This is a genomic window from uncultured Rossellomorea sp. (assembly GCF_947488365.1).
In the GTDB taxonomy this organism is placed as follows: domain Bacteria; phylum Bacillota; class Bacilli; order Bacillales; family Bacillaceae_B; genus Rossellomorea.
Window position 1 is genome coordinate 21528 of record NZ_CANKZT010000011.1, and the last position, 26373, is coordinate 47900.

The 26373-nt window shown below is 44.9% G+C and carries 21 protein-coding genes and 1 riboswitch; of the genes, 3 read left to right on the forward strand and 18 right to left on the reverse strand.

The window, feature by feature from the left end; translation table 11 throughout:
• Nucleotides 1-112: 112 nt before the first annotated feature.
• The 4 genes from Q1B03_RS21060 to Q1B03_RS21075 all read right to left on the reverse strand — a co-directional run bounded on the left by Q1B03_RS21060 (nt 113) and on the right by Q1B03_RS21075 (nt 3808).
• On the reverse strand, nt 113-1396 hold the full coding sequence (locus tag Q1B03_RS21060; RefSeq protein WP_098351489.1) for a UDP-N-acetylglucosamine 1-carboxyvinyltransferase: 1284 nt from the start codon (nt 1394-1396) through the stop codon (nt 113-115).
• A 190-nt stretch (nt 1397-1586) separates the two neighbouring features.
• Nucleotides 1587-2228 (reverse strand): fructose-6-phosphate aldolase, encoded by a 642-nt coding sequence (gene fsa / locus Q1B03_RS21065; RefSeq protein WP_299746496.1) that lies wholly within the window; start codon nt 2226-2228, stop codon nt 1587-1589.
• 179 nt (nt 2229-2407) lie between these two features.
• Nucleotides 2408-3265 carry a class IIb fructose-bisphosphate aldolase FdaB gene (gene fdaB / locus Q1B03_RS21070; protein WP_299746498.1) on the reverse strand — a complete coding sequence of 286 codons (858 nt, stop codon included), beginning with the start codon at nt 3263-3265 and terminating at the stop codon, nt 2408-2410.
• Between the two features lie 180 nt (nt 3266-3445).
• Nucleotides 3446-3808 (reverse strand): response regulator, encoded by a 363-nt coding sequence (locus Q1B03_RS21075; protein WP_148971206.1) that lies wholly within the window; start codon nt 3806-3808, stop codon nt 3446-3448.
• 205 nt (nt 3809-4013) lie between these two features.
• On the opposite strand from Q1B03_RS21075, the gene Q1B03_RS21080 reads away from it, so the two are divergent.
• On the forward strand, nt 4014-4538 hold the full coding sequence (locus Q1B03_RS21080; RefSeq protein WP_299746503.1) for a DUF2529 domain-containing protein: 525 nt from the start codon (nt 4014-4016) through the stop codon (nt 4536-4538).
• A 53-nt stretch (nt 4539-4591) separates the two neighbouring features.
• Here the strand turns inward: Q1B03_RS21080 and Q1B03_RS21085 are convergent, their stop codons facing one another.
• The 13 genes from Q1B03_RS21085 to Q1B03_RS21145 all read right to left on the reverse strand — a co-directional run bounded on the left by Q1B03_RS21085 (nt 4592) and on the right by Q1B03_RS21145 (nt 23532).
• The gene (locus tag Q1B03_RS21085; protein WP_299746505.1) at nt 4592-5581 is read right to left on the reverse strand and encodes an ABC transporter permease; all 990 of its coding nucleotides are present in this window, start codon (nt 5579-5581) and stop codon (nt 4592-4594) included.
• Nucleotides 5550-7085: a sugar ABC transporter ATP-binding protein gene (locus Q1B03_RS21090; protein ID WP_299746508.1), complete on the reverse strand. Its 1536-nt coding sequence runs from the start codon at nt 7083-7085 to the stop codon at nt 5550-5552. Before Q1B03_RS21090 ends, Q1B03_RS21085 begins: the two co-directional genes overlap by 32 nt.
• A gap of 16 nt (nt 7086-7101) precedes the next feature.
• Nucleotides 7102-8187: a sugar ABC transporter substrate-binding protein gene (locus Q1B03_RS21095; protein WP_299746511.1), complete on the reverse strand. Its 1086-nt coding sequence runs from the start codon at nt 8185-8187 to the stop codon at nt 7102-7104.
• A gap of 446 nt (nt 8188-8633) precedes the next feature.
• Nucleotides 8634-8740: riboswitch (SAM riboswitch) on the reverse strand.
• A gap of 235 nt (nt 8741-8975) precedes the next feature.
• Nucleotides 8976-10580, reverse strand: a complete 1605-nt coding sequence (locus Q1B03_RS21100; RefSeq protein WP_044340571.1) for a CTP synthase — start codon at nt 10578-10580, stop codon at nt 8976-8978.
• 461 nt (nt 10581-11041) lie between these two features.
• The gene (gene rpoE / locus Q1B03_RS21105; RefSeq protein ID WP_366141314.1) at nt 11042-11620 is read right to left on the reverse strand and encodes a DNA-directed RNA polymerase subunit delta; all 579 of its coding nucleotides are present in this window, start codon (nt 11618-11620) and stop codon (nt 11042-11044) included.
• A gap of 152 nt (nt 11621-11772) precedes the next feature.
• Entirely contained in the window at nt 11773-11955 is a 183-nt protein-coding gene (locus Q1B03_RS21110; RefSeq protein WP_299746522.1) for a hypothetical protein, read from the reverse strand.
• Nucleotides 11956-12220: 265 nt separating this feature from the next.
• The gene (icmF, locus tag Q1B03_RS21115) at nt 12221-15487 is read right to left on the reverse strand and encodes a fused isobutyryl-CoA mutase/GTPase IcmF (protein WP_299746525.1); all 3267 of its coding nucleotides are present in this window, start codon (nt 15485-15487) and stop codon (nt 12221-12223) included.
• Nucleotides 15484-16137: a TetR/AcrR family transcriptional regulator gene (locus tag Q1B03_RS21120; protein WP_299746528.1), complete on the reverse strand. Its 654-nt coding sequence runs from the start codon at nt 16135-16137 to the stop codon at nt 15484-15486. Before Q1B03_RS21120 ends, icmF begins: the two co-directional genes overlap by 4 nt.
• 252 nt (nt 16138-16389) lie before the next feature.
• On the reverse strand, nt 16390-17529 hold the full coding sequence (locus tag Q1B03_RS21125; RefSeq protein ID WP_044340576.1) for an acyl-CoA dehydrogenase: 1140 nt from the start codon (nt 17527-17529) through the stop codon (nt 16390-16392).
• Nucleotides 17530-17699: 170 nt separating this feature from the next.
• Nucleotides 17700-18836 carry an acyl-CoA dehydrogenase gene (locus Q1B03_RS21130; RefSeq protein ID WP_299746533.1) on the reverse strand — a complete coding sequence of 379 codons (1137 nt, stop codon included), beginning with the start codon at nt 18834-18836 and terminating at the stop codon, nt 17700-17702.
• Nucleotides 18837-18865: 29 nt separating this feature from the next.
• The gene (locus Q1B03_RS21135) at nt 18866-19717 is read right to left on the reverse strand and encodes a 3-hydroxybutyryl-CoA dehydrogenase (RefSeq protein WP_299746536.1); all 852 of its coding nucleotides are present in this window, start codon (nt 19715-19717) and stop codon (nt 18866-18868) included.
• 168 nt (nt 19718-19885) lie between these two features.
• Complete coding sequence (locus Q1B03_RS21140) at nt 19886-21073, reverse strand: acetyl-CoA C-acetyltransferase (protein ID WP_299746539.1); 1188 nt, start codon at nt 21071-21073, stop codon at nt 19886-19888.
• Between the two features lie 341 nt (nt 21074-21414).
• A complete protein-coding gene (locus Q1B03_RS21145) occupies nt 21415-23532 on the reverse strand; it encodes a 4Fe-4S dicluster domain-containing protein (protein WP_299746542.1) in 2118 nt (705 codons plus the stop codon).
• Between the two features lie 305 nt (nt 23533-23837).
• Here Q1B03_RS21145 and cls point away from each other — a divergent pair, with 305 nt between their 5' ends.
• Entirely contained in the window at nt 23838-25043 is a 1206-nt protein-coding gene (gene cls / locus Q1B03_RS21150) for a cardiolipin synthase (RefSeq protein ID WP_299746545.1), read from the forward strand.
• Nucleotides 25044-25055: 12 nt separating this feature from the next.
• Nucleotides 25056-26009, forward strand: a complete 954-nt coding sequence (gene uvsE / locus Q1B03_RS21155) for a UV DNA damage repair endonuclease UvsE (protein ID WP_299746548.1) — start codon at nt 25056-25058, stop codon at nt 26007-26009.
• Nucleotides 26010-26121: 112 nt separating this feature from the next.
• Here uvsE and Q1B03_RS21160 read toward each other — a convergent pair whose 3' ends face one another.
• On the reverse strand, nt 26122-26301 hold the full coding sequence (locus tag Q1B03_RS21160; RefSeq protein WP_148970668.1) for a XapX domain-containing protein: 180 nt from the start codon (nt 26299-26301) through the stop codon (nt 26122-26124).
• Nucleotides 26302-26373 lie beyond the last annotated feature (72 nt).

Here is a 26373-nt window from a genome sequence, read left to right on the forward strand (position 1 = left end):
CTCCGCTTTTCTTACTTCGAGCACCCTTCCGTTCCAATCAACTTAGTTTTAAATGTTTTACCATTACTCCTAGTGGAAACAACCTTCTATACAATAGTACAGCTTTAAGAATCTATGACTTCATCTGCTCCAATTCTTCCGCTGACATTTTTTCACGCCAGATTGTCGCTCCTAGGCCTTCGAGCTTGGCAACGAGGTCGCTGTAGCCGCGGTCGATATGCTCGAGACCGGTCACTTCTGTGATTCCTTCTGCCATTAGGCCGGCGATGACAAGGGCCGCTCCTGCGCGCAGATCACTTGCTTTCACTTTGGCGCCTTGTAATTGTACAGGTCCATTGACGATGGCCGAGCGACCTTCCACCTTGATCGTCGCATTCATTCTTCTCAGTTCATCGATATGCTTGAAGCGGGCTGAATAGATGGTGTCTGTTACGACAGCGGAACCTTCTGCCCGGTTCAATAATGTGGTAAACGGCTGCTGCAGATCTGTCGGGAACCCTGGGTACACCAGTGTTTTCACGTCAACGGATTTGAGCTTGTCCGCTCTGCCGATATAGATTTGATCGTCGTTTGTTTCAACAGGAACGCCCATCTCACGGAGCTTGGCAATGACAGATTCCATATGTAATGGGATAACGTTGTCAACAAGCACACCTTTCCCGACTGCTGCTGCAAGAATCATGAACGTTCCAGCTTCTATCCGGTCAGGGATGATTGTATGACGGCAGCCGTGAAGCTCGTCTACACCATCAATGCGGATCACATCGGTTCCTGCCCCTTTGATCTTCGCACCCATATTACTTAGTAATGTAGCTACGTCGATGATCTCAGGTTCTTTTGCCGCATTTTCAATAATCGTTCTGCCTTTTGCCCGTACAGCGGCAAGCATAATATTAATGGTTGCCCCTACACTGACAACGTCAAGGTAGATACGGGCACCCTTTAATTCATCGGCGCGTAAATATATCGCACCTTGTTCATTCGTCACTTCTGCTCCAAGAGCCTCGAAGCCCTTGATGTGTTGATCAATCGGACGCGGGCCAAGATGACATCCACCCGGTAATCCGATGACCGCTTTTTTGAATCGTCCAAGCATCGCTCCCATTAAATAATAGGAAGCACGAAGCTTCTTCACCTTTCCGCTCGGTAAAGGCATGGACACCATTTGGCTTGGATCTACACTCATATCCCCATCTTCCAACGTGACTGAACCACCGATCTCTTCTAATAGATCTTTCAGTGTCCGTACATCAGAGATGTCTGGTAACCCTTCGATTGTGACTGGTGAATCAGCAAGAATGGTTGCCGGGATCAAGGCTACCGCACTATTTTTGGCCCCACTGACTTTAATGGTTCCTTCAAGGGGATAACCTCCTGCAATTTTTAGCTTTTCCATATTAAACTCCCTTCCACTGTTCGTTGACGAAGAAGCCCCATGGCTGTAAGACTCCGCACACCAAGAACAAAAAGGATTATTTTTCCAATAGAAGACGTTCTAAGAAGTATTGTCTACTAGTGTATACATAATTCGTCAAAACATGTATAGGATAATCGAATTTTTTTAGGTTAGACCGATTGACCTAAGATTAGCGGTTGTTCCAATCATTCAGAAACGCTTCAATTCCTTTATCCGTCAGCGGATGATGGAACAATTGCTTCAACACTTTCAGAGGCACCGTCGCAATATGCGCTCCTCTTAAGGCAGCTTCAGTAATATGCTGAGGGTGACGGGTTGAAGCTGCAATGATTTCTGTTTCCAAACCATGAATCGCAAAGATTTCAGCGATCTTGGATACAAGCTCAAGACCATCATGACCGATATCATCTAATCTTCCTAAAAAAGGCGAAACATACGTCGCTCCAGCACGAGCCGCTAAAAGCGCTTGGTTCGCACTAAAAATCAGCGTGACATTTGTCTTAATTCCTTCTTTAGCAAAAGTAGATGTCGCTTTCAGGCCATCCGGCGTCATTGGAAGCTTAACCGTAATGTTAGGTGCGATCTTAGCAAGCTCCCTGCCCTCTTTGATCATTCCTTCAGCATCTGTCGCGATGACTTCAGCGCTTACAGAACCAGGAACTAAATCTGTGATTTCTTTTAATCGATCTTCAAATGTTACGTTTTTTTCTTTCGCGACAAGCGACGGATTCGTTGTCACTCCTGAAAGAATACCCCATTCAAATGCTTCTTGAATTTCACTCATGTTTGCTGTGTCTATGAAAAATTTCATTCACTATACCCCATTTTCGACAAAATTTTCAATCATCTTTTAATGAACGGAAGGGACTGACCCAAAAAGGTATCAACCCTCTCCTGGTGCCAGTCCCATCCTACCGCTTCATTCTTTTTCTACCACATAAGGAATGTCCGTAATCTATCACGAAGGACTTTCCAAACATTACCTATCTATTACGCTTGGTTAGAAGAACCAAATTCGCGCATTTTTCCAGCAACTGTCGCTTTGATCGCTTCACGAGCCGGCCCCATGTATTTACGTGGATCATATACTTCAGTGTCAGCTGCAAGCACTTCACGTACTGCTTTAGCTGAAGCGATTTGGTTTTCAGTGTTTACGTTGATTTTAGCAGTTCCGTAAGAAATCGCTTTTTGGATATCTTTTGTAGGAATTCCAGTACCACCGTGAAGTACTAGAGGTACTCCAGTCGCCGCACCGATTTCTTCCATTTCTTTGAATCCAAGATTTGGTTCACCTTTGTAAGGACCGTGAACAGAACCAAGTGCAGGTGCAAGTGTATCAATACCAGTGCGTTCCACTAATTCTTGACACTCTTTTGGATCTGCATAGATAACGCCATCTGCTACTACGTCATCCTCTTGTCCACCAACAGTTCCAAGCTCAGCTTCAACAGAAACACCTTTAGAGTGGGCATATTCAACCACTTTAGAAGTGATTTCAATGTTCTCCTCAAAAGGACCGTGAGAAGCGTCGATCATAACAGAAGTAAATCCTGCATCTATTGCTTCTTTACATTTGTCATAGCTTGAACCGTGGTCCAAGTGGATCGCAACAGGTACTGTGATGTTTAAGTCTTCCATAAGACCTTCAACCATTTTCACAACTGTTTTGAAGCCGCTCATGTAACGCGCTGCCCCTTCAGAAACACCAAGGATGACAGGTGATTTTTCTTCTTCAGCCGCTTGTAGGATCGCTTGAGTGAACTCAAGGTTATTCAGGTTGAATTGACCTACCGCATAGCTGTTTTCTTTTGCTTGAATTAGCATGTCTTTCATTGAAACTAAAGGCATAGTAATTTCCTCCTTTTATTCAGTCAGTGAGCCATTCTAGTAGAAATGGCGGTGTTATTTATAGCACCATGTGACATTGTTTACAATTTCACTTGTATCATACCAAAACAGAATTGATTTTACCAACTGAAGAGGCGAATTGTTAAAAATACTACTATTTTCACTATTCAAATAATACCATTAAGCTGGAATATATTGTTTTACCGCCTGTCTGATGTCGTCGATATCAAACGGCTTCGCAAAATGAGTAAGCGCTCCCAAATCCTTTGCTTCCTGAATCATATCCAATTCTCCGTACGCTGTCATAATAATGACGCGGATATCTGCATCCTTCTGCTTCATTCTCTTCAGGATTTCGATCCCATCCATACCCGGAATCTTCATATCCAGCAAAACCAAATCAGGGGAATGCTGATCTACAATTTCAAGCGCCTGGATTCCGTTCGCTGCCTGAAATGTTTGGTAGCCTTCCTTTTGTAACACTTCATTTAATAGAATCCTAATACCAAATTGATCGTCTACAATAAGAATTTTCTCATTCATCCATCCCAATCCCCTTCATTATTAAAGTAAGTTATGTATTACTAAGCAAAATAACCGGCTAATAATTGTATATTTATTACTAATTCTCTTTTTCCTGTAAAAAATCCTGCTTCTTATCAAGATTTTACTTAAGACCTTTTCCCCCTTTATAATAAGCGTTACGATGACAAATGTCGAAGCTAAATATATAAGGAGAGTTCATTCTATGATAAAAATGTTTACAACACAGTTAACTGGACTGTTCAAACGCATTTATGATAAGCAGGAATTCGAAATTGAAGACGGTGCCCGCCTGCTTGCCCAAGCTGCCATCGGGCAGGGGAATATTTACATTGCAGGTCACGGGGAGATGGAAGCCGTCACAGCCGAGGCTTTGTTTGGTGCTGAACCTCTTCCTTCTGCTAAAAGATATAATGGTTCTACCCAACTGACGGAAGCTGATCGTGTATTAGTCGTCAGCCGCTTTTCAACTGATGAGGATGCTGTGGAGTTAGGGAAAAAACTGGCTGATGAAGGTGTGCCATTCGTGGCTGTCTCTGGATTGGTAGAGGGTGCAGAGAATCTGTTGGACTTAGCCGATGTTCACTTAGATACGAAAGTGATCAAAGGCATGCTTCCAGGCGATGAAATCGGTGAGCGTGTAAGCTTCCCTTCCAGCATGGCTGCCCTTTATCTTTATTTTGCGCTGGGGTTTGTGATCCGTGAGATGTTGGAGGAGTATGAGGAGTAATCCTCAACCAAAAAAAAGAGAGGCATCCAAATAGGGCGCCTCTCTTACAAACTTCAAGCCCCCCGCACCTTCTTGGCATGCACATACGTCACTGCCAATGCCAATACCAGTACGCTTCCTTTAATAATTTCAAATGCATAGTATGGTAGATTCATCATCGTCAATCCATTCAGCAGGACCCCTATCAACGCTGCCCCAAAGAAGGTGCCGAGGATATTCGGTTTTCCTGCGCCCAAGACGGAGAAGCCGACAAACACAGCGGCGACTGCTTCCATGAGGAGCGGGCCACCGGCATCCATCTGTCCTGATCCGACCCGGGCTGTGAACAGGATTCCTCCAATCGATGCGAATACACCTGAGAGAACGTAGGCAATCAACTTCACCCGGGTTACCCTGACACCTGATAAGCGTGACGCTTCTGCGTTACCCCCTGTCATATACAAAATGCGCCCCCATCTCGTGAAATGCATGATCACATAGACGATTCCGACCAACACGAGCATGATCCATACCGGTACCGGCAATCCGAGCCACTTTCCCTGGCCGATCCAGAGGAACGCTTCTGAAAATTCCCCCGGGGCTGTCCCGCCAGTTGTCATCGGCATATGATTGTAGATCGAGTACCCTTCCGTATACGTCCGATGAACACCTGAAATGATATACATGGCCCCTAATGTAGCAAGCAAATCCGGAATTCCAAATTTAACGATCAACAGCGAATTGAATAACCCGACTCCCGCTCCCACCAACAATGGAACAAGGAGCACGATCCACAACGGCGCTTCATACCAGACCATCAATGAAGCCGTCACAACGGTAGACAGGGAAACCGTCGATCCCACTGAAAGGTCAAAGCCATCGACGACGAGAGTAAAGGTTACCCCTAATGCCACTAATGTGACGATGGAAATCGAGCGGAGAATGTCTGATAGATTTCCATAGGTGAAGAAAAATGGATTATATAAGCTGAAAAATAGTAGAATCGCGGCCATCAACACGATGGCCCCGTATTTAAATAGTAAGTCGAGTATCTTGCCTTTCATGCGCTTGGATCCCTCCTGAAGCATAAAACAATATGAGTTCTTGAGTTGCTTCTTCTTTTGTCAGTTCTTTGACGATCCGGCCATCATACATGACGAGTATCCGGTCCGAGATCGCCAGGATTTCTTGTATTTCACAGGAAAAGTAGAGAATACCCTTCTCTTTTTCTGCAAGGGATTGAATCAGGGAAAATATCTCTTTCTTCGCTCCCACGTCCACGCCCTTCGTCGGTTCATCAAATAAAAACACCGAAGCTTCATCGGACAGCCATTTCCCTATTGAAACCTTCTGCTGGTTTCCTCCGCTTAAAAAGTTGGCCTGGATTCTTTCATGAGCGGTTTTAATTCCAAGGGATCGGATTTTTTCACGGGCCAGCTCACGTTCTTTGCGACCGTTGATCCATAACCAGTTGGAGACTTTTCTTAAAGAAGGAAAGCTAAGGTTGTGCTGAACGGTTTCATGAATGAACAACCCTTCTTTTCGTCTTTCTTCCGGAACAAGTGCCAGACCATTTTGAACCGCATCCCGGGGAGAGTGAATCCTCAGCTTCTTTCCTCCCAGAAAATAGTCACCCGATTCTACCTGAGAGGCTCCGAATAAGGCTTTGGCAAGCTCGGTTTTTCCCGCTCCCACAAGCCCGACCACTCCGACTACTTCTCCTGCCTTAACGGATAAATGGATATCCTTCACCTTTTGTCCGTCTTCGAGCCCCCTCACTTCGTAAAGCGTTTCACCGATCGGCAGCGTTCTTTTCTGAAACTCTTCTCTATATGTTCCTCCAAGCATGGCTTCAATGATCTTGTGAGAGGTTGTTTGTTGTGTTCCAAACGTTCCAATGGTCTCTCCGTCTCTCATGACCGTGATGCGATCGGAAAGCTGAAATACTTCCGGGAGCCTGTGAGAGATGAAAATGACCCCTACTCTCTCTTTCTTTAAATCTTCTATGACTCGGAATAACTTTTCCGTCTCAGAAGAACTTAAAGGTGCCGTTGGTTCATCCAAAATCAATACTTTCGCTTGTTGAAGCAGGCTTCTGGCAATGAGCACCAGCTGCTTTTCAGCGAGACTTAAGTGTGACGCAGGCTGACCGAGGGGAATGGTTTCTGCCCCGATGCGTCTAAGCGCCTCCGACGCTTCTTTCTTTAATGACTTTTTAGTAATAAAGAAGGAACCTTTTTGTGAGAACTGATCAAGGACGATATTTTCCGCTACAGAAAGTCCAGGGACAATGGCCGTGTCCACTTCCTGGTACACGCAATGGATGCCATGCTCCTTCGCTTCTTTCGGAGATTGATAGTCTCTTTTTTCAGAGTGAAGGATGATGTCTCCGCTGTCCTGCACATAGGCTCCTGATAAAATCTTCATCAGCGTACTTTTCCCTGCACCATTCGCCCCCAAGAGGGCATGGACCTCCCCCTCTTTCACATCGAAGCTTGCATTCTTTAGGGCTTTCACTCCTGAGAAGGTTTTATTGATATTGATCATTTCTAACAGTGGAGACGTCATCTCTTTTAACTCCTTTCTACTCTTTGAACGATCCTTCAAGCGTTTTTAATTCATCTGTATAGCCTTGCTCACTTGCTCCCCAGCCATCTACATGCTCGTGTAATTGATCTGTGGTAATCGTTTCTTCAGGCAATGCTTCTTTTTCAATAAATACCGGCTCAAGCTTTACTTTCTCAGGCGTTTCCTCGCCATTTAGCTTTTGATATAAAAACCGGACCTGCACGCGTCCGATATCTTTCGGATCAACGGCTGCCGATGCCACCCACGGGCTTCCATCTTTTTGAATGATTTGCAGGTCTTCATCACTCATGTCGATTCCATATACTTTGATTTCATCTCTCCCTGCCGCTTCGATTGCCCGAACGGCGCCTTTTGCAAATTCATCCCAAGCAGCCCAAACAGCATCGATGTCACCTTTGTTCGGATACTGTTTCAATATGGCCTCCATTTGAGCCTGTGTATCCAGTGCTGTATTCTGAGTAGCCGCTCCAAATGCCGCCACCTCTTTAATATCAGGATTTTTTTCTAAAAACTCCTGATAGGCTACTTGGCGTCTTTCCATCGGGGCAAAGCCTGCAACCCAAATTTTCACGATCTCACCCTTACCGCCAATCTCATCTGAAAGCTTCGTCAAGGTTTGTTCAGCCATTTGCTGATCACCCTGTTCGAGGACCGTCACCTCTTCTGAGGCAACATCCGCATCGAATACGACAACCGGAATGTTTTGTTCCTTCGCTTTTTCCACCCCTGATTGCAGTGCTTCTTTCGTTCCATGATCGATGAGGATCCCATCAAACTTTTGATTGATGGCCGCATCCAGGTTAGAAGACATTTTTGCCAGGTCCCCTTCAGACGTAAATACTTGAACCTTGCCCCCAAACTTCTCTACCTGCTCTTTGACACCTTCTATGTATTGAGCGGAAAATGTCCCTAAATTGATTTGCATAATAAGGGCGATCTTTTTATTGGCCAATGGATGATCAGATGTTGCTTCCTTCTTCTCTCCACTGTCTGCGTCCGCCTCCTGGGATACCTTTGGCTGACAAGCGACTAAACTGAAAATAAGTGCAAGTAATACGAATAATGATGCCGTTTTTTTCATCTTTCTTTTCTCCTCCCGAGGTGATATGCCTCAATTTTTTAAAATATTCTTTTCATAAAAGATATTTGTTGTTTTAAAACCGGGATCTGCAAAGGCTCTGTCAACCAGTATGTGCTGGATGGTGAGGGGAACCGCTCCGCTTGCAGCTAGCGTACGGCCGAGCCTCCTCATCTTCGCTTCCGGGGTCTCGGCACGCCCGTTTTTCCGCAGGAGTCTACGCAGTTCCCCTCACCATCTATAAGAGATTTCCGTGACAGAGCTCAGTATTGACAGAGCAATCTAAAGGAAAGTATCCCTACTTTAAAGCTATTATCGACCTCCGTACACCTGGAGCGGAAATCAATCAGCACTTTCCCTTTAAAAGCAACAAAGTTCACAAAACATTCTTTGCAAATAAAAAAACCCCTTTTCCCAAGAGAAAAGAGGTTTATGTATAAATAAACGTACTCTTATCACTCAGGAAATTCTTCCTGCAGGTCTTAGCACCTTTCCGTCTAAACGGTAGGTTGCCGGGCGTCATCGGGCCAGTCCCTCTGCCAACTCTTTATAAGAGATTATGAAATTTGGTATAGTTCGCATGCGCTATAAACGATATGTTAACGATATGCGGGAATATTGTCAATATTCTTTTTTGGAAAATTTTATAGATGAGATAAAAGAGGAGTTCGTGAAAATTGTCGTTATTTGTAGAATGGTCGATAAATTCCGATTCCCCTTAAAAATCGGCCACCCCCACCCTAAAAAAAACCGCCCTCCCAAACCTGGGAGAGCAGTTACATAATCAAATCTTATTTCTCACCATACGCAAGTGACGCTTCCACGAAGTCTCTGAATAGAGGCTGCGGGCGTGTCGGGCGTGAAGTGAATTCAGGATGGAATTGAGATGCGACGAACCATGGGTGATCGCTTAGCTCGATGATTTCCACAAGACGGCCATCAGGGCTTGTGCCTGAGAAGATGAAGCCGGCTTTTTCCATTTGCTCACGGTAGTGATTGTTGAATTCGAAGCGGTGGCGGTGACGCTCATAAACCACTTCTCCGTCGTAGGCCGCATAGGCTTTTGAACCTTTTGTCAGCTTACATGGGTATAGTCCAAGACGCAGTGTCCCACCAAGATCTTCGATGTCCTTTTGTTCTGGTAAAAGGTCGATGACAGGGTATGGCGTTTCAGGATTTAACTCAGCAGAGTGAGCTCCTTCCAATCCAAGAACATTACGTGCGTATTCTACAGATGCCAGCTGCATACCAAGGCAGATTCCGAGGAAAGGTACCTTGTTTTCACGGGCATATTGAGTCGCAGCGATTTTCCCTTCTACTCCACGGTCACCGAAGCCACCTGGTACAAGGATTCCATCTACATCTGCCAGTTTTTCTGCTACATTTGCGTTGTCGATCAGCTCAGAGTTCAACCATCTTACTTCGATGTCGCTATCGAAATGGTAGCCTGCGTGACGAAGGGCTTCCACTACTGAGATATACGCATCCTGCAGTTCAACATACTTCCCTACCAGGGCGATTCTTGTTTTACGGGACAGGTTTTTCACTCTATCAACGAGTTCATTCCACTCGGTCATGTCTGCTTCGTGGCAATTAAGCTTCAAGTGCTGACATGTGATTTCATCAAGCTTTTGATCCTGTAGTGCAAGTGGTACAGAGTATAGTGTATCTGCGTCCATTGCTTCGATTACAGCATTTTTATCAATATCACAGAATAACGCGATTTTGTCTTTCATGTCTTGAGTCATTGGCATTTCTGTACGCACGACGATGACATTTGGCTGTATACCAAGACTGCGAAGCTCTTTTACGCTATGCTGAGTCGGTTTTGTTTTCATTTCACCAGCTGCTTTGATGTAAGGTACAAGTGTACAGTGGATATACATCACATTGTCACGGCCTACATCGCTCTTGATCTGGCGAATGGCTTCAAGGAATGGCAGAGATTCGATATCCCCTACTGTTCCGCCGATTTCCGTGATCACGACATCTGAATTGGTTTCGCGTCCGGCACGGTATACGCGCTCTTTGATTTCATTCGTGATGTGTGGGATAACTTGTACCGTTCCACCAAGATAATCACCGCGACGCTCTTTCTTCAGTACAGTTGAATAGATTTTACCCGTTGTCACAGAGCTGTATTTCGTTAAGTTAATATCAACGAAACGCTCGTAGTGACCTAAGTCAAGATCCGTTTCTGCACCATCATCGGTTACGAATACTTCACCGTGCTGATATGGACTCATCGTTCCTGGATCCACGTTGATGTATGGATCAAACTTCTGGATCGTGACGCTCACTCCACGGTTTTTCAATAGTCTACCAAGGGACGCTGCTGTGATCCCTTTCCCTAGTGACGACACTACGCCGCCTGTTACGAAAATATACTTAGTCATGTATATGTCCCCCTTCAAAGTAAGTTTGGTTCAAAAAAAGTAGAGGGTGTCTCCTATGTATTCATGTCATGAATTTATCTTGTTCAAAGAAGGACAAGTCCATTCTCATAAAATAAATTCATCTGCATAAACCGCTAAAAGACAGCCTCTTATTATCAATATACATAAAAATGTAAGGGGTTTTGAAAAGATAGATCCTCCACACATAAGGTTTAGGTAAAACCCTATTATGTCAAAGCTTTCTTCTTACAAAAATAAAAAACGCCCCGCTTACAAACATGTAAGGGGAGCGTGATATACGTTATTCGTCCCTTTTTAGGGAGCCCAAATAAAATACTACCTTCCTGTGAGGAAGAAGTCAAGCACTGAATAAGAATAGAATTTTCAATCATTTTGAGCATATTAAAAAGCTCCCCGAAGGCAAAATACCTTTTGGGGAGCAGCCATTCCAGTCGAAGAGATTACTTCTCTTCCTCATCTTCTTCTAACTCTTCTTCTTCGTCTTCATCATCATCTACTTCATCAAATTCATCGATTTCGAGTTCATCATCGTCTTCATCGATGTCCAGATCTTCGTCTTCATCGTCAACGGCATCCACATCGTCGTCGTCATCCGTCAGATCGTCGTCATCGTCCGTGTCATCAAGGTCATCGTAATCAAGATCTTCATCGTCCAGATCATCGAAATCATCCAGATCCAGATCTTCATCGTCTTTTTTCTTCGCTTTTTTCTTTTTGCTGGATTTCATTGTTGGAACGGTTTCTTCCTCGATTTGATCAACCGGATACCATTCTCTTAATCCCCAACGATTATCACCCATGGCAATAAAGCGTCCATCGATATTCAGGTCCGTATAGAATTGAAGTAAACGGCTGCGAACCTCTTTATCAGAGATTTCAAGCAAACCTTTAATTTCTTTGACTACTTCTTCGAATGCCATTGCTTGCTTTTTCTCTACTAAAATTTCATGTGCCAACTCAATAAATGATGTTTGACGTAATTCTTCTTTGGATAACTGCTTAAGACTCAATTTACGCACTTCCTTTCTCTATTTCACACTCTACTAAGTAGAGTAAAAAAGGGCAAAAATTCTCCATTATCAATTCTAACCATATTAATCATTATAAACAATATAAAAGACTTTATGCTATAGCTATCTAGTTTTTCTCGCATTTTTTTCACAACCTGGGGTCAGGATGGCCTCCCACTTTCCCACTCCTCTTCTTTTTCACCGTTTCGGATCACACGGAACGCTTCATAGAAAAGATAGAAAGAGAGTAGAAAAAAAGGAATCGCCCCTAATTGCAATTGATATAGAAATACAGCTGCGAATATGATGATGGTCAATAGTATATAACGAAAAATGGTCTTCACAGTCTCACATCCAAACGTATATATCGTTCTTATCCATTCACCTGTCTGATAATTCTCATTATAAAGGAAATGATACCCGACTACTATTAAGATCGTGTTAAAAATTGGTTGATTTTGTTTAAAGGATAGACTGTTTATGGACTTTTTAAACATATTTCGTTATGTGTGCAAGGTTGTTAATACGTTTATTGATACCCCTGCTATAGAGGCACCTAGAAAAAGAGACCACTGCATCACCACAGTAGTCTCATTTTCTTCTATGTTGTTACATATTACGACGGTATTGCCCGCCTACTTCGTAGAGGGCTCGTGTGATTTGGCCAAGACTGGCTACTTTCACGGTTTCCATGAGTTCTTCAAAGATGTTTCCTCCGTTCACTGCTGCTTGTTTTAAGCGGGTCAGTGCTTCTTCGGATTTGTCTTTGTGTTGTGATTGGAAGTCTCGCAGGTTATGAATTTGTGTTTCTTTCTCTTCCTTCGTTGCACGTGCAAGTTCCATACTGTCCATTTGTTCCTCTGAAGGCGGGGTTGGATTCAGGTACGTGTTCACTCCCACGATCGGAAGTTCCCCGGAATGCTTTTTCATTTCGTAGTACATGGATTCCTCTTGGATTTTCCCCCGTTGATACTGGGTTTCCATCGATCCAAGTACGCCGCCTCGATCATTCAGGCGATCAAATTCTGTCAGAACCATTTCCTCCACTAGATCGGTCAGCTCTTCTGCGATGAATGATCCTTGAAGCGGATTTTCATTTTTCGAAAGTCCGTGTTCTTTCGTGATGATCATCTGAATCGCCATGGCACGGCGGACCGATTCCTCTGTAGGTGTCGTGATGGCTTCATCATAAGCATTGGTATGCAGGGAGTTACAGTTATCCTGCAGGGCCATCAAGGCTTGAAGCGTCGTACGGATATCGTTGAAGTCAATCTCCTGGGCATGAAGGGAGCGACCTGATGTTTGAATATGATACTTCAACTTTTGACTTCTTTCATTGGCACCATATTTATCCCGCATCACCGTTGACCAAATGCGGCGGGCCACACGTCCGATCACTGTATACTCGGGATCGAGTCCGTTCGAGAAGAAGAACGATAAATTTGGTGCAAACGCATTGATGTCCATTCCGCGACTTAAATAGTATTCAACGTACGTGAACCCGTTCGCCAATGTGAAGGCAAGTTGTGAAATCGGATTGGCTCCCGCTTCCGCGATATGATAGCCGGAAATCGATACAGAGTAATAGTTTCTTACTTTGTGATCGATGAAGTACTGCTGAATGTCACCCATCATGCGAAGGGCAAATTCAGTCGAGAAGATACACGTGTTTTGTCCCTGATCCTCTTTTAATATATCGGCTTGCACGGTTCCACGAACGACTTGCAGCGTTTGTTCCTTTACTTCCATATACTCTTCCACCGTCAGCACACGGCCAAGCTCTTCTTCTTTCATACGGATCTGCTGATCGATCGCCGTGTTCATATACATAGCCAGAATGATCGGGGCAGGTCCATTGATCGTCATGGAAACGGACGTAGAAGGAGCACATAAATCAAAGCCGGCATATAGCTTTTTCATATCCTCAAGTGTACAAATGCTTACGCCGCTCTCCCCTACTTTTCCGTAGATGTCCGGACGGTGATCCGGATCTTCACCATATAACGTTACAGAATCAAACGCTGTACTCAGGCGTTTCGCGTCATCATCTTTAGATAGATAGTGGAAACGGCGGTTCGTCCGTTCAGGAGTCCCTTCACCGGCAAACTGACGCTTCGGATCTTCCCCTTTTCGTTTAAAAGGAAATACTCCTGCTGTATAAGGGAATGAGCCTGGAACATTTTCTTTGTATACCCAATCCAAAATTTGACCATAGTCCTTGTATTTCGGAAGGGATACTTTCGGAATATCGAGACCCGACAAGCTCTTTGTCTTCAATTCAGTGACAATTTCTTTATCACGGACTTTCGTGATGAACTGATCTTTGCTGTAGGTTTCTTTTAACCCATCCCATTTTTGTAAAATCTGTTTCGATTCAGCTGTTAATTTATTTTCGACTTCTTCTTTTAATGTTTGAAGGGAAGTGACGACTCCATCATTCGTTTCTTTTTCGTTGACCGCTTCGATTGCCCCTTCAAGCTGGAACAGTCGGCGGGCAAGGTTCACTTGCTCTTCTGCTTTTTTGTGATAGTTACGGACGGTTTCCGCGATTTCACGCAGATAATAACGACGGTTATTTGGGATGATGACGTTTTGTTTTTCCACATCGACGTCCTTGGAGAAGCTTGTTTTCCAGTCCAGCTCCATTTTCTTATTCACGGTTTCCACGATCGCAGCAAATAGTGCATTCGTTCCTGGGTCGTTGAACTGGCTGGCAATCGTCCCGTATACCGGCATGTCATCTAAGTCTTTATCAAAAAGTAAGTGGCTGCGCTGATACTGTTTCTGCACCTGACGTCTTGCATCCTCGGAGCCTTTGCGCTCAAATTTATTGATGACGATGAGGTCGGCAAAATCGATCATATCGATTTTCTCAAGCTGTGAGGGAGCACCGAACTCACTTGTCATGACGTACATGGACATGTCACAGATTTCAGCGATTTCCGCATCCCCCTGCCCGATTCCGCTCGTTTCGACCACGATCAAGTCATAGCCTGCTGCTTTGACCACATTGATCGCATCTTTGATGGCCAGTGAAAGCTCCGTTTTGGATCCACGGGTTGCAAGGCTTCGCATATAGACACGAGGATTGAAGATCGCGTTCATACGGATACGGTCCCCTAGAAGGGCTCCGCCCGTTTTTTGTTTCGTAGGATCGATGGATAGTATCGCGATCTTCTTTTCAGGAAGCTCGTTTATGAAACGACGGATCAGTTCATCCGTCAGGGAGCTCTTCCCTGCTCCACCTGTTCCTGTGATCCCCAGAACAGGAACTTTTTTCGCTAAGTTCTTTATTTCAGAAAAAACGGTTTGGGCCGTCGCCGCCACTTCTTCATTCGCTCCGACTTGATATTCAGCGAGTGAAATCAGCTTGGAGATCGTGTTTACATTACCAGAAGAAAGCTTTTCAACCTCTTGATTCACGCTTCCTTTAATCGTTGGAAAATCACATTCCTCGATCATGTTGTTGATCATTCCTTGAAGACCATGCTTTCGACCGTCTTCAGGTGAGAAGATGCGGGCAATGCCGTATTCATGGAGTTCCTTGATTTCACGTGGAATGATCACGCCCCCGCCTCCGCCATAAATGCGGATATGAGACGCTCCCCTTTCTTTCAAAAGATCGTACATGTATTTGAAATATTCAACGTGTCCACCCTGATAAGAGGAAATCGCGATTCCCTGTACATCTTCCTGAATGGCAGCATTGACGACTTCCTCAACGGAGCGATTATGCCCTAAATGGATAACCTCCGCTCCACTTGCCTGGATAATCCGACGCATTATATTGATCGATGCATCATGTCCGTCAAACAGACTCGATGCCGTGACAAAACGAACATGGTGCTTTGGTTTATAAATCTCAACCGTACTCATATTATTCCCCCTGTTCTCCCTTGTTTTTCAAACCCTATGACGCCTGCAAAAGTGAGTTCGATTTGAAGATTGATGTATTCGTCTAGTGTAAAACGCTTCTGAAGTGCCCAGCGACGGAATCCCCACATCTGTCCCTGGACGAATACATTTTGAGCCAGCATATGGATTTGATCTTCATCAAGCTCAAGCTTTCCACTCTTGACACAGCCTATGATGAGATCTTCCACCATCCCCACCATTTCAAGTTCTTTACGCAGTACATATGGAAGGGCGTCCTTAGATAAAGATTTCGCCTCCTGATACATGACCAGGACTTCATCCTGCATCCGGTCCATCACTTGAAAATAGTGAGTAATCCCAAGCCTTAAGCTCTCCAGAGTTCCTTTTCCGACATCCAGCTCCTCAAGCTCCAGCCGGACCTGCTCATAAATGCTGTCACACACTAAATACAAGACATCTTCCTTTGTCCGAATATATTCATATAGCGTTCCGATACTGAATCCGGCGGCCTTTGCGATCTCTCTTGTCGTGGTGCGATGAAACCCCTTTTGTTTAAATAGAGAGACGGCCCCACGGATCATCTGATCACGCCGCTTTTCTACTAAACGCTCATCCTTAACTGAAGCATGAACTTCCCTCTTCTTATTCAAAACAACCGACCGCCTTTTCTATCCGATTCTCCCATTGACCCCATTTCAAGACCACCTGCCTCATCCCCCAACAAAGCAGAAGGTCATCTATCTCTCTAACTATATCCACTCATACCGGGTCTGGCACCCTAAAGTCGCATGCAATGATACGAACCCCTTTACACCACGAAGCATAGTAGAACCTATCAAGTGCCTGACACGCTTCAGGACGATTAAGAAATTCTCTACAAAAATCCCATTACACCCAGATCCCTACTTCGTCACCATCCGCGAAATAACCAATCTCTGAATCTCCTGCGTCCCCTCATAAATCTGCGTAATCTTCGCATCACGCATATAACGCTCCACCGGATAATCCTTCGTATAACCATACCCACCAAAGATTTGAACCGCTTCCGTTGTCACCTTCATCGCTGTATCCCCGGCCATCAGCTTCGACATCGCCGATTCTTTTCCGTATGGAAGGCCTTCTGACTCTAGCCACGCAGCTTGATAGGTTAATAGACGGGAAGCTTCGATGGACGTTGCCATATCGGCAATCTTAAATGAAATCCCTTGGTTTGCAGCAATCGGCTTCCCGAATTGCTCACGCTCTTTTGCATACTCGACAGACGCATCCAGGGCACCTTGGGCAATCCCAACTGCCTGAGCGGCGATTCCATTACGGCCGCCATCAAGAGTCATCATGGCAATTTTGAATCCGTCGCCTTCGTTTCCTAGCATGTTTTCTTTAGGTACCTTGCAGTCTTCGAATACGATCTCAGTCGTTGGCGATGAACGAATCCCGAGCTTCTTTTCTTTCTTTCCGACAGAGAACCCTTCGAAGTCTGCCTCAACGATGAACGCACTCGTTCCACGCTGGCGCTGAGAAGGATCTGTCAAAGCAAATACAATATACGTATCGGCGATCCCACCGTTAGTGATGAAAATTTTCGAGCCGTTCAATACGTAGTGATCTCCTTCTAAACGAGCCGTCGTTTTCATGCCACCAGCGTCTGAACCTGAACCCGGCTCAGTCAGACCGTAAGCACCGATCTTCTCACCTTGGGCCATCGGGCGAAGATATTTCTGCTTTTGCTCTTCTGTACCGAATTTATATACAGGCCATCCCGCTAAAGACGTATGAGCTGAAAGGGTTACCCCCGTAGAAGCACACACTCTTGAAAGCTCTTCAACGGCGATGCAGTATGCGAGGTAGTCACTCCCGATTCCACCGTACTCTTCCGGCCAAGGAATCCCCGTCAATCCAAGCTCGGCCATCTTCTTAAACAAGTCCATATCAAAGCGCTCTTCCTCATCACGCTCTGCAGCAGTCGGCGCTACCTCATTCCGCGCAAAATCACGCACCATTTTACGTATCATTTCATGCTCTTCCGATAATTTAAAATTCATCTCAATTCCTCCTCTTATCATCTATATACCGGGTCTGGCACCCTTACAAGTCAGGCGATGCCACAAACCCCTTTACACCACGAAACATCACTATCAAGATCGGGTGCCTGACGCGCTTTAGAATGCATGCCCAAAGATACTCCACCAAGACTTCAAGCTACCCCATCCCACTAAACCAACAAATTCTTCCCAATCACCATTCTCTGAATCTCACTCGTACCCTCATAAATCTCCGTCACCTTCGCATCACGGAACAGACGCTCAACTGGATATTCCTTCGTATAACCATATCCTCCGTAAACCTGAATGGCTTCTGTCGAGACTTCCACTGCTGTTTTAGAAGCAAATAACTTTGCCATGCTTGCTTCTTTTCCACAGGAAATGTTGTTTGAGCGAAGATTCGCCGCACGGTACACCAGAAGCTTCGAACCTTCAACAGCCGTCGCCATATCTGCAAGCTTGAATCCGATGCCCTGTTGGGCTGCGATCGGCTTCCCGAATTGCACACGCTCTTTGGCATAAGCGGTGGAATAGTCGAAAGCCGCTTCAGCGATTCCCAATGCCTGGGCTGCAATCCCGATCCTGCCTACATCCAGATTCGCCATGGCGATCTTGAAGCCTTCCCCTTCTTGACCCAGAAGGTTTTCAGCCGGGACTTTCATATCTTCAAACGTCAACTGAACCGTTCTCGAACCGTGGAGACCCATTTTATGTTCGTCTTTTCCAATCACAAGGCCCGGTGTATCTTTCTCTACGATGAAGGCTGATACTCCCCGACTCCCTTTTGACGGGTCCGTTGCGGCAAAGACAATATACGTATCTGCTTCGCCACCATTTGTAATAAATACTTTTGAGCCATTTAATACATAGTGATCGTCACGTTTTTCGGCTTTCGTTTTCAAGCTTTTCGCATCCGACCCAGCACTCGGTTCCGTTAAGCAGAAAGCCCCTAAGTATTCACCTGTCGCTAGCTTTGGAAGGTATTTTTGCTTTTGCTCTTCATTACCGAAATAAAGTATCGGGTTCGTGCCCACCGAAGTATGCACAGACAGAATGACCCCGATGGTTGCGCTTACTTTTGACAACTCATGAATCGCAATTATATACGACGTGAAATCCATCTCGGAGCCGCCATATTTCTCAGGGATCGTGATTCCCATCAGGCCAAGTTCAGCCATTTTATTTAAAATTTCTCTCGGGAATTGTCCTTCTTCCATCTTCTCTACAAACGGCTGAATCTCTGTTTCAGCAAAATCCCGTACCATCTTTCTCATCATCTGTTGCTCTTCCGTAAATCGTAACTCCATGAATGGTTCCTCCCTGATGTTCGTCGTTGTTACTCGTATGAATAGAAACCACGGCCTGTTTTTCTACCCAACCAGCCGGCTTTCACATATTTTCTAAGTAGCGGGCATGGGCGATATTTGTCATCACCGAAGCCTTCGTGCAGTGTTTCCATGATGTATAGGCATGTATCAAGCCCGATGAAGTCTGCCAGAGTAAGAGGACCCATTGGGTGATTCATACCGAGCTTCATCACTTCATCAATCGCCTCTTTACTCGCTACCCCTTCATACAGGGTGTAGATCGCTTCGTTGATCATCGGCATCAGGATTCGATTGGAGACGAATCCAGGAAAGTCCTCGACTTCAACCGGAACTTTGTGGAGGGATTTCGTCATGTCTTCGATCACTTGATACACTTCATCCGTCGTCGCAAGTCCGCGAATGATTTCCACCAACTTCATGACCGGTACCGGGTTCATAAAATGCATTCCGATCACTTGCTGGGGACGCTTCGTCGCTGCAGCGATTTCTGTAATCGGCAGTGAAGAAGTGTTAGAAGCAAGGATCGTGTGCTCCGGAGTTATTTCATCCAGTTGAGCAAAGATTTTTGTTTTGATATTCATGTTTTCAACCGCTGCCTCGATGACAAGGTCTACTTGCTTCGCGTCGTGAATATCGGTTGATGCCGTTAAACGGTTCACGGTAGCTGTTTTATCTTCTTCAGACATTCTTCCTTTTTCAACCGAGCGCGTCAGGTTCTTTGTGATCACGCCGATTCCCTTTTGAACAAATTCTGCTTTCAGATCGTTCAGGTAGACGTCGAATCCCGCTTGTGCACACACTTGAGCAATTCCTGATCCCATTTGTCCTGCCCCGATGACCATTACTTTTTTGATGTTCATTATTTTCTCCCCTTTGTTAAAGCTAGTTATCTGGTTGGTTTCGTTTGTAATTGAAGTTGTAGCTGATCATAATTATGCGTACCATTGTTGCGTACCAGGTACAAATTAGCCGTTTTGTACCTGATACAATCAATCCACTTTGTACCTGGTACAACACTCTCCTACGCCCTACTGCTTCGCCACCTCGATCATAATCGCATCCCCTTGACCGCCACCGCTGCAGATCGATGCAATTCCTACACCGCCTCCGCGACGCTTCAGCTCGTATGCGAGCGTCAGGATGATCCGTGCTCCGCTTGCTCCGATCGGATGACCGAGGGCGACTGCTCCACCGTTTACATTGACTTTTTCAGGATCTAATCCAGCGATTTTCCCGCTTGTCAGGGCCACCGCTGCGAATGCTTCGTTAATTTCAAACAGGTCGATTTCCTCAAGTGATTTGCCTGTTTTCTTCAGCAGCTCATTGATGACGAGTCCCGGTGTTTGCGGGAAGTCCTTTGCTTCGACGGCAATGGCCGTGTGGCCAAGGATGGTGGCCAATGGTTGCTTCCCTTCTTTTATGGCTCTTTCTTCACTCATGAGTACCATTGCTGCCGCACCATCGTTGACCCCCGGTGCGTTACCTGCTGTGATGGTTCCTTCTGATCCGAAGACAGGACCTAATTTGGCCAAAGCCTCGATGGACGTTTCTTTTCGTGGCGCTTCATCTTTATTGACGACAACTGGGTCGCCTTTGCGTTGTGGAACTTCAACCGCTACAATTTCCTCTCCCAGAACGCCTGCTTCTGTCGCTTTCACTGCACGTTCATGGCTTCTAAGTGCCCACTGATCCTGCTCTTCTCTTGATAGTTCAAACTCTTTCGCTGTCTCATTTCCGTACGTTCCCATGTGGACATTGTTGAAGCTGCACGTCAATCCGTCGTGAACCATTAAGTCTTTCACTTGGGAATCACCCATTTTGAAGCCCCAGCGAGCTTTCGGAAGGATGTACGGTGCATTTGACATGGATTCCATTCCGCCTGCCACGATGACTTCACCGTCGCCTGCACGGATGATTTGGTCACCCATTGTCACACTGCGCATTCCTGAAGCACATACTTTGTTGATGGTTTCCGTTTTGACGTTCCACGGTAATCCGGCATGACGGGATGCTTGTCGGGAAGGAATCTGTCCCTGCCCCCCTTGTAAAACAGAACCGAGGATCACTTCCTCTACCTCTTCACCATTAATGCCTGATCGTTTCAGGGCTCCCTTCACGGCAAAACCGCCAAGCTCTGAAGCTGTAAAACTGCTTAAGCTCCCACCAAATTTACCGAATGGCGTTCTTGCTCCATCTAAAATAACCGTTTTTCCCATCTCAATCGCTCTCCTTTATATCTGAATGATTTGATTCGACAAAAACAAATTGTATACGCTTTCAACAGCACTCAAAAAAATAGAACTTACTGATATTCGACTGAACGCTCGCTCAACCAGTCCCCAAAAGAGAAGGGACAGTTTTTGTCCCTTATATACCTTTATTGTACTTCATATTCGTTTAGAACGTAATGATTTTTTAGAAAGTTTTTATTCTTCTATTAAATTCATTATTGTAGAAAAATAATAGGAGTGAAACGCAGGTAGAGGCTTTTGTTTCACTCCTAGATGTTCAACTACTGAGAAACGGACTTTTCATTATTAAACAGATAATATTCTTTTTACGAAGCAGCCGGCTGATCTTTTTGATCGCCACATACCGCTTTTTCAAGGATTTCTGCCACATCCTGAGTAGAGACGGTTTCTTCTACTTCCTTCGCTTTCGTTCCATCAGATAGCATCGTCAGGCAGTATGGACAACCCGAGCTGATGACCGATGGGCTGACCTCAAGTGCCTGCTCTGTACGCGAAACGTTCACGCGGTGACCTGCGTCTTCTTCCATCCACATGAGTCCTCCACCTGCTCCACAGCACATACCTTTTTCACGGTTACGTTCCATTTCAACCAATTTCACTCCAGAGATCGATTTCAGGATTTCACGTGGTGGATCGTATACTTCGTTGTAACGTCCCAGGTAACAGGAGTCGTGGAAGGTGATCGTTTCATTCACTTCGTATTTCGGCTTCAGACGCCCTTCTTTTACCAAGTCATATAGAAGCTCTGTATGGTGATACACTTCCGCTTCCAATCCGAAGTCAGGATACTCATTTTTGAAAATGTTATACGCATGCGGATCGATCGTAATAATTTTCTTGATTTCATTCTTTTCGAATTCGGCGATGTTTTGACCTGCAAGCTCCTGGAATAGGAACTCATTACCGAGTCGACGTGGTGTATCACCGGAATTCTTCTCTTTGTTTCCTAAGATCGCGAATTTAACGCCTGCTTCATTCAGCAGCTTGGCAAAGGATAACGCGATTTTTTGGCTGCGGTTATCGAATGAACCCATGGATCCAACCCAGAATAAGTATTCGAAGTCTTCTCCCGCTTTTTTCATTTCTTTCACTGTAGGAATATGAACGTCTTCTCTCGCTTCACGCCAGTTTTCACGTTCTTTACGGTTCAGACCCCAAGGATTCCCTTGACGTTCGATATTTTGCATCGCACGCTGTGCATCTGCGTCCATCTTTCCTTCAGTTAGGACCAGGTAACGGCGAAGGTCGATGATTTTATCTACGTGCTCGTTCATGACCGGACATTGGTCTTCACAGTTACGGCACGTCGTACATGCCCAGATTTCTTCTTCTGTGATGACGTCTCCGATCAGGCTTGGACTGTACGCAGCACCGGCAGCCGCTTCTTCTGCTGCTTGAGTGGCACTCGCCATCGCAAGTTGATTTCCTTTGGTGCCATTGAATGCAAATGTAGGCACCCAAGGTTTTTTCTGCGTAACGACGGCACCGTGATTCGTCAGATTATCACGCAGTTTGACGATTAAATCCATTGGGGAAAGCATTTTCCCTGTTCCTGTAGCAGGACACATATTCGTACAACGACCGCATTCCACGCAAGCGTAGAAATCGATCATTTGATGTTGCGTGAACTCTTCAATTTTCCCTACCCCGAAGCTTTCGGCTGACTCGTCTTCAAAGTCGATGGGCTTAAGCTTTCCAGGGTTGTCTAATCGATTAAAGTAGACATTCGCAGGACCAGCGATTAAATGAGCGTGCTTGGATTGTGGAACATATACAAGGAATGCCAGTAAGAATAATAAATGGATCCACCATGCCACATAGAAAATGACGATGGAAGCTGTTTCTCCAATGGCTCCAAGTGCTCCTGCAATGAGTGACGCTACAGGCTCTGTCCAGGCAAGCTCTTCACCGTGCCAGATAAGGCCCATCCCGTTCCCTACAAGAACCGATAGCATTAGTCCCCCGATGAATAAGAGAACCAATCCTGATTTAAATCCTCTTTTCAAACGAACCAGCTTCTCCACATAGCGGCGGTGGAAGGCCCAAACAACCGCTACCAGGATCATGAGTGTGACAATCTCCTGGAAGAACGTGAATCCGGGATATAAAGGTCCCAGTGGCAAGTGACTTCCTGGCGCCAGTCCTTTCCAGATGAAATCGATGGCTCCGAATTGGACTAAAATGAAGCCGTAGAAGAACATGACGTGGATTACTCCACTCTTCTTATCCTTCAAGAGCTTCTTCTGGCCGAAGACGTTGACCACGATCTTCTGGAATCGTTCCTTGAATCGTTGGTCGAACTCCACTTTCTTTCCGAGCTTAATATATTCAATTCTCGTCTTTACTACATACACAAACAGACTAAGTGCGTAAACGGTCACAAGAATAAATGCAACCCAATTGAGAATGAGTAACCCATTCATTGAAAAACACTCCCCCTTCTTTGGTTTGACCCGAACTTCCCCTTTGTTCAAACTTTTACAAACCAAATTAATATTCTGAATAGTTCATATATCCATTATATTATGAATGAGCATTCAGTCAATGGTTTTTACCAAGAAAAATGAAAACCTTTACATGAATGGTCATTCATTCGTCGGGAGTAACCAGGACTTTTTGTACCCCCCATAGGTTTCAATATGAATCATTTAAGGTAAAAGAAGAAAGAGTGCAAAGTAGGTAAGATTTAAGGACATACTAATGCTAATGCAGATGAGAGAGTGATTATATGTGGTGGTTCATCCTACTGTTAATAATAGTTGTTGTCATAGGCTGGTTAATGATCGACTTTAAGCTGGGTAGAAGTCATTTCATCCGGACACGGACAAGAAGAGATTATGAAAAACGAAACAGCGATATCGAATTATTTTCCAGAGGTCCGGAGCTGTTTGATCGAATGTTTAAAGAAATGAAAGAAGCCAAATCTTCCATTCATGTTTTATTCTATATCGTCCAAGATGACCATTTTGCTTTACGGTTTATGGATTTATTGAAGGATAAAGCAAAAGAAGGCGTAGAGGTCCGCTTGTTAATGGATCAGATCGGGAGTCATAACGTCCCTAAATCAAAAGTGAGAATGCTACGTGACGCTGGTGTGGAAGTGGCCTTCTGCCAAAAAGTCAGTTTGCCTTTCTTATTTTTCTCCTCCCAACAGCGGAATCACCGGAAAATCACGGTGATTGACGGCAAGTTTGGATATTTGGGCGGTTATAACGTCGGGAAAGAATATATTGATGAGAATGACAAACCCGAGCTGTCTCCTTGGAGGGATTATCATCTCCGTTTGGATGGTGAAGGCGTTCACGACTTACAAACAGAATTTTGCATCGATTGGTTCAGAGCGACGAAAAAGGATCTGAAAGACGAAACGAAATACTTTCCTCCAGCCGAAAAAGGAAGCATCCCACATCAGATTTTTCCGACAGAAGGGGTGAATATCGAGGATTTCTTCAAGAAGTTCATCGATGAAGCCAAGGAGGAAGTCATCATTGGGAGTCCTTATTTCATCCCCACCCCGATTTTAATGGGGGCATTATGTGATGCATTGGAGCGTGGCGTCATTGTAAGGATCATCATTCCAAATAATGCCGATCATATGTTGGTGAAGGAAGCCGCATTCCCTTATTTTAGAACCTTACTGGCTAGAGGGGCAAAGGTGTATCAATTTATGAACGGGTTTTACCATGCGAAGGTAATGATCGTAGACGATCATTTCTGTGATTTAGGAACGGCCAATTTTGATAAAAGAAGCTTTTTTATCAATCTTGAAATTAATAACCTTATATTCGACAAAGAGTTCATTCACACATTGAAAAATGAGATGACGAAGGATATGGACGCTTCGGATATGCTAAGCGTCAGTGACCTCGATTCTGTTTCCATATTTACTCGTATAAAGGAACGTGTCGCTTCATCCATTTCCATTTTACTTTAGGGGGGAAATCACATGAAAATCCGATTGGGATTTGTTGCTAACTCCCTCTCCTTGTGGGACGCGAGCCCTGCCAAAACCATGACCTTCAAACGATATACTGAGCTTCCGAAAGAGGAACGAATGGATCGTTTGAAGGAAGTAACAAAATTAAACCTGGAACATACGAAACGTATTCTGTATCTGTGTGCAGCTCACGAAATTGAACTGTACCGACTATCAAGCTCACTTGTTCCGTTAGCTACTCATCCGGAAGTAGAATGGGACTTCTATACCCCCTTTAAAGACGAATGGAAAGAGCTTGGGGATCTAATCAAGAAGTTTGGGATCAGGGCAAGCTTTCACCCCAATCAATTCACTTTATTCACCAGTCCCAAGCAGCATGTCACTGACAACGCCGTAAAGGATATGGTTTATCATTATCGCATGCTTGAATATATGGGGATTGAGGATAGCTCTGTCATTAACATTCATATCGGTGGAAGCTATGGTGATAAGGAAGAAACGCTTGTACGCTTTTATGAGAATTTGAAAAGCCTCCCGACTGATGTGAAAGAAATCATGACCCTGGAGAACGACGACAAAACCTATACGGTAGAAGAAACATTAGGTGTTTGTCAAAGAGAAAACATCCCCATGGTCCTTGATATCCACCATCACGAGGCCAACCTTAGTGAAAAGCCATTAGGAGATTATCTTGAAGCGATTTTTGCCACCTGGGAAAAGAGAGATCTCGTTCCAAAAATACATATTTCCTCGCCGAAATCGGACAAAGCATTCCGCTCTCACGCTGATTTGGTGGATGCAGGCTTTGTAGAAGGATTTTTCAAAACACTCAAGACGTTCGATCAGGACGTTGACTTTATGATTGAGGCAAAGCATAAAGATCTGGCCATGTTGAAGCTGATAGAGGATCTATCGACGATTCGGGGAGTGAAAAGGATTAGTGGCGGGGCTTTGGAATGGTAGAGAAAAGATGAACACGTTGTTGTTCGTCTTTTTTGTTTTGTCTATTTTAAGATCCGGTAACTTTTATGGTCGTTGGAAGCTACCGGACATGGAATCGATTCCTATGTAAATTTCATTTAAAGACCGATTCGATCCAAGGCTGAATGGCTGTGAAGGCTTTAAACCCAAGATAAATGCCTACGATTCCTGCAATCCCGGCCAAGGCTGGTGGTGCCGGAATGGGGAGCTTGAATAGGGCAAAAATAAAACCAACCAGGAAACCGGTCACAATCGCTAAAATAACTGTTTTCATAACATCCTCCTGAACAATATGTCTACTTTTATTATACGTTAAAGCTGAAGAAATATAAGAAAAAGGTCCACC

What these genes read in the sequence shown, in the direction of transcription:
- Q1B03_RS21060 (WP_098351489.1), bottom strand. Translation starts at nt 1,396, where the DNA reads ATGGAAAAGCTAAAAATTGCAGGAGGTTATCCCCTTGAAGGAACCATT.
- fsa (WP_299746496.1), bottom strand. Translation starts at nt 2,228, where the DNA reads ATGAAATTTTTCATAGACACAGCAAACATGAGTGAAATTCAAGAAGCA.
- fdaB (WP_299746498.1), bottom strand. Translation starts at nt 3,265, where the DNA reads ATGCCTTTAGTTTCAATGAAAGACATGCTAATTCAAGCAAAAGAAAAC.
- Q1B03_RS21075 (WP_148971206.1), bottom strand. Translation starts at nt 3,808, where the DNA reads ATGAATGAGAAAATTCTTATTGTAGACGATCAATTTGGTATTAGGATT.
- Q1B03_RS21080 (WP_299746503.1), top strand. Translation starts at nt 4,014, where the DNA reads ATGATAAAAATGTTTACAACACAGTTAACTGGACTGTTCAAACGCATT.
- Q1B03_RS21085 (WP_299746505.1), bottom strand. Translation starts at nt 5,581, where the DNA reads ATGAAAGGCAAGATACTCGACTTACTATTTAAATACGGGGCCATCGTG.
- Q1B03_RS21090 (WP_299746508.1), bottom strand. Translation starts at nt 7,085, where the DNA reads ATGACGTCTCCACTGTTAGAAATGATCAATATCAATAAAACCTTCTCA.
- Q1B03_RS21095 (WP_299746511.1), bottom strand. Translation starts at nt 8,187, where the DNA reads ATGAAAAAAACGGCATCATTATTCGTATTACTTGCACTTATTTTCAGT.
- Q1B03_RS21100 (WP_044340571.1), bottom strand. Translation starts at nt 10,580, where the DNA reads ATGACTAAGTATATTTTCGTAACAGGCGGCGTAGTGTCGTCACTAGGG.
- icmF (WP_299746525.1), bottom strand. Translation starts at nt 15,487, where the DNA reads ATGAGTACGGTTGAGATTTATAAACCAAAGCACCATGTTCGTTTTGTC.
- Q1B03_RS21125 (WP_044340576.1), bottom strand. Translation starts at nt 17,529, where the DNA reads ATGAATTTTAAATTATCGGAAGAGCATGAAATGATACGTAAAATGGTG.
- Q1B03_RS21130 (WP_299746533.1), bottom strand. Translation starts at nt 18,836, where the DNA reads ATGGAGTTACGATTTACGGAAGAGCAACAGATGATGAGAAAGATGGTA.
- Q1B03_RS21135 (WP_299746536.1), bottom strand. Translation starts at nt 19,717, where the DNA reads ATGAACATCAAAAAAGTAATGGTCATCGGGGCAGGACAAATGGGATCA.
- Q1B03_RS21140 (WP_299746539.1), bottom strand. Translation starts at nt 21,073, where the DNA reads ATGGGAAAAACGGTTATTTTAGATGGAGCAAGAACGCCATTCGGTAAA.
- Q1B03_RS21145 (WP_299746542.1), bottom strand. Translation starts at nt 23,532, where the DNA reads ATGAATGGGTTACTCATTCTCAATTGGGTTGCATTTATTCTTGTGACC.
- cls (WP_299746545.1), top strand. Translation starts at nt 23,838, where the DNA reads ATGTGGTGGTTCATCCTACTGTTAATAATAGTTGTTGTCATAGGCTGG.
- uvsE (WP_299746548.1), top strand. Translation starts at nt 25,056, where the DNA reads ATGAAAATCCGATTGGGATTTGTTGCTAACTCCCTCTCCTTGTGGGAC.
- Q1B03_RS21160 (WP_148970668.1), bottom strand. Translation starts at nt 26,301, where the DNA reads ATGAAAACAGTTATTTTAGCGATTGTGACCGGTTTCCTGGTTGGTTTT.